This is a genomic window from Pseudomonas pharyngis (genome assembly GCF_021602345.1).
Classification (GTDB): Bacteria; Pseudomonadota; Gammaproteobacteria; order Pseudomonadales; family Pseudomonadaceae; genus Aquipseudomonas; species Aquipseudomonas pharyngis.
The window spans coordinates 28,296-40,045 of record NZ_BQID01000005.1; the positions used below are offsets into that span (position 1 = coordinate 28,296).

General features: G+C 51.0%; 6 protein-coding genes and 1 pseudogene. 3 read left to right on the forward strand and 4 right to left on the reverse strand.

The annotated features are described in order from the left end of the window. Positions 1-201: 201 nt before the first annotated feature. The 3 genes and pseudogenes from rtcR to L6D74_RS12050 all read left to right on the forward strand — a co-directional run. Complete coding sequence (gene rtcR, locus L6D74_RS12040; RefSeq protein ID WP_236189279.1) at positions 202-1,803, forward strand: RNA repair transcriptional activator RtcR; 1,602 nt, start codon at positions 202-204, stop codon at positions 1,801-1,803. Between the two features lie 135 nt (positions 1,804-1,938). After that, complete coding sequence (locus L6D74_RS12045; protein WP_236189282.1) at positions 1,939-2,196, forward strand: hypothetical protein; 258 nt, start codon at positions 1,939-1,941, stop codon at positions 2,194-2,196. A 293-nt stretch (positions 2,197-2,489) separates the two neighbouring features. Next, positions 2,490-2,927 (forward strand): annotated as a pseudogene (locus tag L6D74_RS12050) (Arm DNA-binding domain-containing protein); the annotation flags it as partial. A 477-nt stretch (positions 2,928-3,404) separates the two neighbouring features. Here L6D74_RS12050 and L6D74_RS12055 read toward each other — a convergent pair. The 4 genes from L6D74_RS12055 to L6D74_RS12070 all read right to left on the reverse strand — a co-directional run bounded on the left by L6D74_RS12055 (position 3,405) and on the right by L6D74_RS12070 (position 11,613). After that, the gene (locus L6D74_RS12055) at positions 3,405-4,526 is read right to left on the reverse strand and encodes a hypothetical protein (RefSeq protein ID WP_236189284.1); all 1,122 of its coding nucleotides are present in this window, start codon (positions 4,524-4,526) and stop codon (positions 3,405-3,407) included. Between the two features lie 352 nt (positions 4,527-4,878). Continuing rightward, a complete protein-coding gene (locus L6D74_RS12060; protein ID WP_236189286.1) occupies positions 4,879-6,879 on the reverse strand; it encodes a PIN-like domain-containing protein in 2,001 nt (666 codons plus the stop codon). 102 nt (positions 6,880-6,981) lie between these two features. Beyond that, positions 6,982-7,860, reverse strand: coding sequence for a TIGR02391 family protein (locus L6D74_RS12065; protein ID WP_236189288.1), 879 nt, complete (start codon positions 7,858-7,860; stop codon positions 6,982-6,984). A 360-nt stretch (positions 7,861-8,220) separates the two neighbouring features. Further along, on the reverse strand, positions 8,221-11,613 hold the full coding sequence (locus L6D74_RS12070; RefSeq protein WP_236189289.1) for a TM0106 family RecB-like putative nuclease: 3,393 nt from the start codon (positions 11,611-11,613) through the stop codon (positions 8,221-8,223). Positions 11,614-11,750 lie beyond the last annotated feature (137 nt).

The following is an 11,750-nucleotide window of genomic DNA, read 5'->3' on the forward strand; positions in this document are numbered from 1 at the left end:
GCGTCTCGCTGTGTTGTCCTGTTCGTTGCGAGAGGTATTGCAGCCGCTGTGCCAGTTTTTGAAAACGTTCGTGAATTATTTTTATCTATTTGATTTTAAAGAGTTTTATTTTAAGAACGAGCATTCCTGAATTTTCGTCACGACAGATAACACCCTCGAAGACTATCATTGGCTATCGTCATTTATCTTTCAGGATAATCAATGTCCAGCAAGCGCACCGTCGCCATCGGTTTCATCGGCGCCACCCTCGATCGCGTAGGCAAAGGCGCCAATCGCTGGAACCATTGGCGACCTAGCGTGAGCCTGTGCCAGCAACCGGACGTATTGATCCATCGCTTGGAACTGATACACGGCACGGACGCCCGGGACGCGAGCCTGGCCGAACGCATTCGCGAGGACATCCGTCAGGTGTCGCCGGGCACGGAAGTGCGCCTGCACCCGATGGCGTTGCGCAACCCCTGGGATTTCGAGGAGGTCTACGGCGCACTTCACGACTTCACCTCCGAGTACACCTTCGATACCGAGCGTGAGGACTATCTGGTGCACATCACCACGGGGACCCACGTCGCGCAGATCTGCTGGTTCTTGCTGACCGAGGCGCGCTACCTGCCCGCGCGCCTGATCCAGACCTCTCCCGCCCGCCGCCAGAGCGAAGAAGAACCAGCCACCGGCACCCACGCCCTGATCGACCTGGATCTGTCGCGCTACGACCGGATTGCCTCACGCTTCACCCACAAACGTCTGGAAGGCCTGGAATTTCTCAAGTCCGGCATCGCCACCCGCAATACAGCGTTCAACCGCTCGATCGAGCAAATCGAACGCGTGGCCGTGCGCTCCAAAGCGCCGATGCTGCTGATCGGCCCGACTGGCGCCGGCAAATCCTTTCTCGCCCGACGTATCTACGAGCTCAAACGCAGTCGCCATCAAATGCAGGGGCGTTTCGTTGAAGTGAACTGCGCGACCCTGCGTGGCGATGGGGCAATGTCCGCGCTGTTCGGCCACGTCAAAGGCGCCTTTACCGGCGCGCAAAACGCCCGCGATGGTCTGCTGCGAGCGGCTGACGGCGGCATGTTGTTTCTCGACGAGATCGGCGAGCTGGGCGCGGACGAACAAGCCATGCTGCTCAAGGCCATCGAAGAGAAGCGCTTCTTCCCGCTGGGCTCGGACAAGGAGGTCGACAGCGACTTCCTGATCATCGCCGGCACCCACCGCGACCTGCGCAGTCGCGTCGCCGAAGGTCTGTTCAGGGAAGATCTCTACGCACGGATCAACCTCTGGACGTTCGACCTGCCAGGCCTGGCGGGTCGCCGCGAAGACATCGAACCCAACATCGATTTCGAGCTCGAACGCCATGCTCGCGAACACGGCCAACTGGTGCGCTTCAACCTTGAAGCTCGACGGCGCTACTTGAGTTTCGCCAGCTCACGGGAAGCTGCGTGGCTGGGCAATTTCCGCGAGCTTTCGGCCTCGATCACGCGCATGGCGACGCTGGCCGACAGCGGGCGAATCGATGAAGCGCAGGTCGAGGAGGAAATTGATCGGCTGCGGTATGCGTGGGGCCTGGCGCAACCGGCCGGGATGACGAATGATCTGCCGGGCGATGCGCAGACGCTGGACCTGTTCGATCGGCTGCAATTGAAGGCGGTGCTCGAGGTTTGCAGACAGGCAGACAGCTTGTCGGATGCCGGCAGGCGACTGTTCGGTGTGTCGCGACAGGCCAAGGCGCAGCCCAACGATGCGGACCGATTGAGGAAGTACCTCGGACGGTTCGGCATTGAGTGGAGCCAGTTGCGAGAGCAGTGAAGCATGGCCGTAATTATCTGTACCGTTGAGATAAACTGCGCCGCATCGCGATACGGTACCCGCCCGTCAGTTGACCGGCACTTTACCCCGCGTCAGAACTTCCAACGTCTATCCACCTGACGCGGAAGCCCGACGATGAACAGAACCATTGCAGCCCTCATGCTTGGAAGTCTTTTATCTGCCACCGCACCGCTGTCGATGGCGGGAAGCACCGTTCCGCCTACGGGTATTCCCGGGGTCAATCAGGGAGGCACCGAATCCAAGGAAGACAAGGCCGACAAAAAGGGTGAAGAAGCCTCGGGGTCGAACTCCGGTGCAGAGTCCCATGAAACCGAGAAGGATGCGCAAACATCCAGCGGATCGAAGGATGGAGTTGAAGAAAAGAAACCTTGAACGGTTTTACTGCAACAGCAGTTTTTCGCGGGCACAAAAAAGCCGATCAAGGTGATCGGCTTAAGTGTCTGATTCTACTCAGGAATTATGGTCGTGACGGAGTGATTCGAACACTCGACCCCTAGCACCCCATCTCCTTTTTCATACTTCTTGATAGCTTCCAAAATTTTACTCTGGATTTTTCTAAGCTAGTATTTACTTGAGCTCCAGCGGTGTTCTGCTCTACGAGAGTCCAGTAATGTCCATCAAGAGCCGACGTTTTTGTGGGGGTTAAAGTAGGGGGAGTCCGTTCCATGGCCAAAATCACCATCAAAGAACTTGAGTCACTGACCGCCAACGATGCCGGCAAAATCCTCAGGGAGGACGGCAATCTGGCCGGTCGAATCACAGTCCGCAAGGACGGTGTGTCGGTCAGCTTTTTCTATCGGTATCGGTGGGGCGACCAGAACAAAGAGTACTCCTGCGGGTCATGGCCGCGCAAATCCCTCACGGACATCCGTAAAGCACGCAACCAGGCCCGGGCGCTCATCGATGAGCAAATCAATCCCAACGAGCAAAAGAAAACCGCCAAGGCACAGGCATACGCCGCTGCTAACGTAGAGGCTGACCAAGTAAAAGCGACGAAAGTGCAAACGCTGACCGCCCAGGATCTGGCCAAGGCGTGGCCGTTGGATGGCGTGACGCGCAAAGATGGCAATGCTGAATTGCAGCACCGTTTTAACAAGGACCTATTCGCGATTTGCAATACTTGAACGATTACTCAACGTGACAAACACAACATTTGATTCCTACAAAACGTATCTACTGGCGTTTGGTTGGACGCTCAAGGCCTTCCACCACGATGACCTCGTGAAAGATCAGGATGCATAAGGTACGTGGGCTAAACGGCGAGAAACAATCAGGGAAAACTTTGAGCGTCAGAGTGAGGATTACCGTCAGGATCGCAGCTACAACCTAATCTTTGCCTTCTTGGTGCCTGGAACAGCTGAAAAGCTTGCCCAAAGACTGGAGTGGAAGTTATCCAGTCGATTTATCGAGGGAAATCCATTTAATGGCGCTACTGGATAATAACTTAACCGCCATTAAAAAGTAGATATAGCGATAAATCATGAACTGCAGCTTTTGCCCTTAAACCACCGACAGGACCAAAAGCTGCATATCTATACCAACGGAAAAGCCAGAATTATTCCAGGGAATTATTTAGCTCTCTACTCTACCCTACTCCGATCTTCTACATAATCATCATTAATCACCAAGGCGCCGTTGACCAAATACAATTCAATCTTCTCCTTCCAAGTTATTCGCTCCAGGAGATCGAGGCCATCAAGTTTCTGATCTAGAGCTGCAGAAAGCCTACTCTCCAGTAATTCCCTACCAGCGTCGTGCTGTTGAAGGAATACTTTTATTTCGTCATACTCTCGGCGTGTAATATCCCGATTATCCATCTCTTTCTTAAGCTGTTCACTACCATTTTCCAAGGTTCTGAAGACATCATCCAAACAGCTTCGCAATTCATTGATAGCCTTACCAAGCGAGCGGCGCTGACGATGAATATTCAACTCCGAATAATTCCCACTCAACAATACTTCACATATTCGCCCGGCCACCAAGCTTTCAAACAAAAGAAACACTGGGTGCTGCATAATCTGACGATCTAAAAACAATCGAACATCTAACTGCTGAGGATTGTAATATTGATTGCTTTGATAGTAGACATAGTACCCAGCAGGCCAGCCCGATAACAACTTCTGAAAACTGCATCGCTCTGAAACAAAGAGTTCATAACACTCATCATTCGACCTTATGAGCCGCGCAAGATGAATATCTCTAAGAGCGCTATCAATGGACACCAACGGAATACACTCAAAACAATCAACGATTACTTTCGTAATGCGTTCGAAACGCGCTCGGTCAACCTGAGGCTGGTGATTTCCCTTTTCTTCACCAATACGTGAAATATAAGAAAGCTCTTTTCTTAACAACCGAAAAACGGCCAAAGAAAGCAGGCTCGGCAGTATTGCACCATCAAAGAGCGCGGGCAGGACTTTTAACTCAGCAACACTGTCAAGTCTTCCACGCTCAACAACTGTAGTCGTTAAGAGTCCTGCCAACTCTTTACTCTGTATAGTCATAAGCTCTCGAGACGAATCTTTTTTGAAAGTGATTCTATGCAGCTCACCTGACCGAGTTCCACCTAGGTTTTTGTTGAACTGTTGTGTGAGCGAGGCCAGCAACTCAGAATCATTTACTAACAACGGATTGGGCATCAACCTTTTAATCTCGGGATTACACTCAAAAATTACCGCGACCTCTTTTGGCAATTCACTCATAAGATGCTCCTCAATTTTACGGCCTGGGCAACTTTAAGCGTATGCCATCAACCTAGATCTATCGCATTTCGCCATTCTGGCATCACAGCTAGATATTTTTTCTTTTACACGCATAAAATCCATCTAAAGATTTTGCTCCGACCCGAGTTGTCCTATGGGGGCATTCAGAAAAACTCAAGGAGATTTTTAATAAGGCGCGCTCAAACTAGCTTTTAATCCAACCCCAAGATCATTTTGGCAAAATGAGCAACCTCTGGGCGTTCCGATGTGAAATATCGAAATCGCGTTGGTAGTTGACAGCCGGAGTCTTACTAAGCCCCCGGCTTCAGGCCTATGCACTTGTAAAAAATATTCAATCTGTAGCATTGGGTGCAAGAGCAATACGGGGTTGAAACCATCGATTTTCTGGGACCACGAATCTCACGCTCGCATCAACTTCGGGGTTAAGTACCAAGGCAAGTGCCCAACGAGGAATCGAAAGGCTCGTGGAAATGTCCTCCAAAATATCGGTAGTGCTGTAGGAAACTCTATAGCGAGTCAGCCACCGATCTTCCTCCGGCGCCACATCAGCTAGGATTTGTCGCCCATCGATGGTAATCGAAATCAACTTACTGCGTTTTGTATCAAAAACGTCACCACTTTCAATTGGTTCCGACTGAACGACTACCGTGTGCTGTCGATCATCCCCAGGATAAAAGTAGAGATTCGCACCAGCTGACTCAAGCTTAGATCTGATGAATTCGCTGACTTCAGGGTAGTCCGGCTTAGCGAGAAGGGATAGTGGCTTACCTAAGTAACCAGCTTTTGGCGAATCGCGCAATACGCCGTTACTATCAAAATATATTTCGTATACTATACCCGCCAATACATATTTCGAAATATTCTCGGCGAACCACTTAAGACGAGAATCTAGGTTAGATAGGAAATCCATAGCCTTCTGTGCGTTCCCGCACGCAGCTTGATAGATATTGCGACCTAAAACAAACCATGAAGTGGGGGTGGAGTATTCAACGCTTATCGATCTTAATTTTTCTATAGCGGGGTTTTGAACATACCAGTTATGTGATCTGAGCGAGGTGATAATCTCATTGAGCTCACCTGGTGCATCTGATTGATAGGTTGAATCTCGATAGCCCTCCAACTGGATGACCTCGGCAATTTCGTCTTCGGAATCGAGATCGAGATCGAGATCAACAGGGACGGGCTGATGGACTTGGTTAGAATCCTCCGACGCTACTCCAGACGCGCTATTGGCCTCTTCGCTCGGACGCTCATCAACTGTGGGATCTACTCGTAGATCAGCTTCTGGCACAGCCTCTACATCCGTGGCCACCCCCACTTCAATTTCCGCGTTTGGTTGTTCCTGCGCATTCGCGCTTGTACCATTCGCTCCCCCTTCGCTTGATACCAGTTCGATTTGGATTGCGGCTGCGAGCTGAGCAACCGTAGTAGGGTCAGTTTTGGAGAAACCCTGCACAAGCGTAGATAGGGTACAAATCGAGACATTCGAATGGCCGATCGCCTGCTTGAACTCCGAAACCAAACGAGGATCGATGATCTTCAGATTTGGGTTATTGTTAGGTACAGGTTTGAGGTTGGCACCTTTAATATCCAATCGTTTAGCTGGCGAATACACCCAATCCGATTTTTCGTCATTAGTCAAAAACAACACGTGAGTAAAATCGTCTTTTCGCTTAAGACTATATTCAAGAATTTCCAGCCAAATTATCAAATCGCCCAAGCGATTTTCAGGCTTCCCTTCGTCACGAAAGCCGGGAGGCAACCGATGCTCAATCCGCGACGGCCCTTCTTTGGCTGCTCTATCACAAAGATTGGCAATAGGAGAATCAAGTACCGCTGCCCCCAGATGTTCCTCAATTTCAGCGTGGATTTTGTCGGGATCAAATTGGTGCTTAAATGCTTGGGTGTATTGCTTGAGTTCGTCTATAGCCGCCCGAAACCCCGCTAAATATGCTGCTCGGGAGCCAGAATAGGTTGTAGATCTGAGGACGGCATCATCCACGAACAGTGAAGCAGTATCGAGCATAGCCTCAAGAGCCTTCCTCGGTTGGTCGTCACCCTTGCTTTTTGGAGTGTAAGTGTGAAGTTGGTTATCTCTGACTCTTGCCAGATATTCGCCTGCGCACCATGCAGGTAGACAAAGCCGATTTTCGTTGATCGCCACCACTGCCCAGTCAAAAAACTCCTGCCTCGCAGCAGAATGGAGCTTGAATAGGTACGCCAAAATATTGGTATCAATGAATATGAGGGTCTCTTTCGCCTTGGCCAAATTGGCGAGCTCAGTGAGAAATTCATCCTTGGTTTTCTTTAGAAGATTGAGCCCCAGCTGCATAGCTTATTCCTTGGCATGTTAATGATTGCACGAGCTTAGCGCTACTACCGACTCATATCCATAGCAGGCAGCTGCAAAAATCAAAAGCGCTTACTCCGCTCCTCATTCAGAGGAGACGACGTTGGTGATCCGCTCCACCGCCGATGCTTCCAAGAGATAGAGCTGGTTGATCAGCATGAACTCGCGCACGGCTTCCTGGGGATTGCAGAGGATTTCACGGTGAGCCCGGGGATTACGGTAGGTAAGAAAAACCGCCACGAACAGTCCCGCTTTTCCTGCCTGTTCGCCGCCGTCCAGATCGTTCCAGTGGAGCAGGGACTTGTCGCCCTCAAAAGCTTTCTTGAACAGATGAGTGCCACTCTTGTCGTAAATGCCTACTCTATCTCTGACAATGTCTTCTAATCGACGAAAGGCGGTATTAATCGCTAAGTCCGGACTCTCAAGGAGGCTGATCGCCAACTCTACAAGTCTCTCGTCGAGAAGCCCTAAATTGATAGCAGCAGGAAAGCATTGCTGAACATCACGGACGTCAGTTTCTCGTGGAAAATTTGGTTGTCGTAGGATGTAGTCGTAGAATCTAGTTGGACGAATAGGGCGAGATTTTTCCAGTCTTTCCAAATCAGATGAAAGTAGGCATCCTGCCTCAATCCGTTGCTGCTCCGCTCGATCGATGTCGTACTCTTCAATCTCTACTCTATGCAGTTGTAGGATCTTAAGAGCGGTGGAAAGCCCACTCGGTCCCTCTCCTGAATACCCCGACGTGAAGCCTGTCTTTATAAGCACCTGTCGCGCAGGGTATATACTTAGTAAAAAACTATGCTCACCAATGCTTCCATCGAACCAAGATAAAATCCAGGCTGACTTGATCTTCTCGCCAGAGTTGATGATATTCACGATGGCGCCGATGGAATTCTGAGTAACTCCAGAACTACCGTGATACTCAATCCCGGCAACTTTGCTGATATCTACCGTTTTCCTCATTTTCGCTCCCTGACAATTGGAATTTAGCTTATTGCAGTGCCGGACCGAACTGATGGTTCCCTGTAAATAGTCAGGCGAGAGATGAGAGTACCGCATCATCATCGGCAACGAGGCGTTACCCGCAAACATTCTATACGTCTCGAATTGCTCACCTTTAATGATGAAGTGGCTATCCGCATAGCATCACCGCCCTCCAATATGACATCTACTGTCCCGAAGATTTTTGCCCACAATATAGGACGTCAGCAGAGGCTGAATCACTGGCCGGATAAACCCAAGCCAGCGTTCAAAATAACTTGACCACCGTATCCATTACCTTGCGCGGCGTGCCCCTCAGAAGTCAGGGTTAGTACGCTCATCTCATATTCTTATCGCAAGTTCATCGTACCGACAGAAAGCATTGGCGAGTTGCATCTGGCGGGGTGTTCGGCATTGAGCCTCAAACAATGTAGGCGACGCAAAGAGTACACAAACACATTTCGCACGTGATGTAGCGACATTCAGTCGGTTTAGGCTGTAGAGAAACTCCATTCCACGCGGTGCATCGACGTAGCTTGATGTTGTCATCGAGTAAATAACGATCGGTGCTTCCTGTCCTTGGAATTTGTCGACCGTTCCGATCCGAGCTCCCGAAATGCGGTCCTGTAGCTCGAACACCTGCGCATTGTAGGGAGCAATGATTAATATATCTTGAAGCGATATCAGTCGCTCAACACCATGTCTGTCGATCCAAGTAGTGCCTGACGCAAGGATTTCCTCCACGAGCATTCGAACGCAATCAGCCTCTTCCGGCGATGAACTCTGATTGCCTTCAGAAACGACTGCAACATAGCGGAGGCCTGAACCATTGAGGCGTCCGGGTGAGCGAATTGCTTGAGCCTCCAATCCTGGGCGAGGATGAAGACGCCCCTCGTAGAATAGTTCGGACGTATAGGAGCAGATGTCCGGATGAAGACGCCATGTCTCCGCAAGAAAAAGTCCTCGGTCAGACGCAATCGTCTGCTCTTCACCAAGAATATGATGCAGAGCTGAAACATCAGTGCCTTCTGGATGACTACCCTGCATCGGCTGATCGAGTTGTTGCGGATCGCCTAGCAACACAACGCTATTCGCCGCTTGTGATACAGCAATTACATTCGCAAGCGCCATTTGCGCCGCTTCATCAATAAACAGCACATCCACGGAGTGCGCTGCATCAGGCGACGCCCACAGCCAAGCAGTCCCTCCTGCCACATTTGCTCTGCTGCCGATGGCGTTTAGCAAATCAGCATTACTTTTTACAAATCGCAATCGCTGCTGATCTGGTTCCATCTCCGAAGGTTTTTGAAAGCAGCAAACATCAATTCCCATTTCTTCAGAAGCCTTCACAACTCCATCGAGAAGGTTGCGGATGACCTTGTGGCTATTGGCAGTTACTCCAACAGTCTTCCCGGCTTGCACGAGAGAACAGATCATACGTGAGCCTGTGTGCGTCTTGCCGGCACCTGGCGGCCCTTGAATTGGAAGCAGTCCACTTTCGATATGTGCCGCAACACGGAGTGCGGCATCTAGGGCAGGCTCACCTTCATGCTGGATCGGTTGATTGCCTATACGAGGGGGCAGACGCATCAGAAGATCACGAGCGGCCTGAAAGGGTCCGCCTCCCTCCATCCCATGAGCAACGACATGTTCGCCGATGCGAACAAGCGCATTGGCGAGGACAGTCGTATTAATAACTGTGTGGGAAAAAACTGCCTCAGGATGAATATTTGCACTGTCCCCTCTTTTCTTAATATCGACCCAACGTTCATCCAGAGAAATTGCGTCGACGCTGCCTAGCTTCCTGCCTCCCAAAGTGTGCAAATCCTCACTGCCGCGCATCTCCGTTTCTTGAGGAGGGAAGCTGTAGCGATGAATGGGTGCCTTAGCGGTTCCCCCATTCACGCCTACAAATGTTAGACCTGAAAGTCCAGCTCGCTCGTCGAGCAAATCTTCTGCCATGAGGTCGGAAAGACGGAAATACTCCCACCAAAGCGCCTTCTGTTCTCGCCGGTGCCAGTCGAGCGAATGCGCGAGAATCCATCGAGCATGCTCCTCGGCCGTGCGCTCCGCCGCATCAGTAGGAACCCCGTCCGTCAACCGTTCGATAAGCCCAATGATCTTCTCTTGCCATTCACCAAGTGCCTCGCTTGGCACGCTCCCAGGGACTTCCGGTCGAGGAATGATATTGCCAACGTTGATCAAGTTGGTGCGCTGTATTTCTAGCCAGTCCCGAAGTCGCCAGGTAGATACGCAATCATCTCGGTTGTATCCAGTCACAACAGAACGATCAACATCATTGATGAACGCTAAATCTCCCAGCTCAAGGCATGCTTGAACCTTAGCAAGCGCCTTGTTTGCTTCTGAAAGTTCTGTATCTCGGCTGAAATCGTATAAGGGCTCAAGCTTTTTGATCGAGTAACTTTCCACGCTCGCTCGCAGACCATTTTGTATCACGCTGTAAAGGTCAACAAAACTTTTAGAGCGCAGAAGAGCATCAATCTCTTCTTCACGACTTGCATGACGCCCCATCAACCGTTTTAGAGCAGCCGGCTCATAGGGTGCGAAATGGTAAATGTGCAGATCCGGGTATTGCTCCTGTCGAGCGACGACGAAATCGATGAAACGCTCGAAATTCAGTTTTTCCTCCTCACGAGATAGCGCCCAGTCAGCCGTATAAGCGATGCCATTGTTACCATCAATAAAAGTATAACCAAACAAGTACTCAAGGCCGCCCTCCCCAGCAAATGGGTCGCCCTCCAGATCGAAGAAGATATCCCCGACTGAAGGTTCGGGTAAGCTCGCTAAACCGAATCCCTCCGTAACAGGTAAAAGTTCGTGAAGCACGCTCCCTGCTTCGCGTCCCTCGACCTGAATGCGCGCCTGCTCTCGTACCCGCTCGTACGAATGTACTGCCCCGCGCGAGGGCCTCCATGGAAGCGGAACCGGCATTGCTGCTAGATCCGTCATAGTTTCTATGCCGTGCCGTCTTAACTCATCGATATGGACTTTGGTAATCCCGGCCACAAGCGAGAGATGGTCATCCTCTCGACGTTTCCGGTCGCAACGACTCTGCCAACGACAGATGTCGCAATGCTCCTTCGGTTCAGGATAGATCACCTCCCCCGCGTGCTCGATAGCAGCTACAAGACTGCTTTTGACTCGTCGGAAGTACGCTGCGTAATCGTCCATTCGATACATCTGAGGCTCATACCCGGACCATGGGGCAACTACATAGCTATGTGTCGGGCAACCCCCTTGGATGGTGCCGACTAGATCGGCGTACAAGCAAAGCTGCAAGACAGTTCCACCTTTCGTCTCACGAGCAAGCTTGGTATCGATCACCTCATAAGACCATGCTCCAAGATTGCTCTCGGCCTCTACTCGCCTGAGGACATCCGTGCGACCCACCCAACCATTCGCGCGAAACGCGCCTTGTACTATGATCTCATCCCCAGCGAGCATGGCGCTCCTTGTGCGCTCAACCGATTCGTCATCAACTCCGATACCGTCAATGATTGTCACGGATAGACCCTGGGATCGTAGGTGCTCGACAAAGCCTTGTTCATGTCGCGTGCCACGCTCCCATAGAATCTGCAGCAATGGGTCCCAGATAGCAGGGCGTTCTAGCTCGCCATTCGCCACCGCCAAGTCAAGGCTCGTTAAGTGCCGGCAGTTAAGATGTCCAACCAAGTCAGAAGCACTAAGAAAAATCGAATCGCCTTGCCTTTGCATTTGATTCCGACCTCATCAAAAGTCCATTCAGATGCTCTGTCGTCCAAATGCCAGCTCAAGTGACTTTTAGGATTAGCCAAAGCGAATGCCCGCTCGTCGAGTGTAGTCAATAGTGAAAGATCCACTGTGGATCGAAA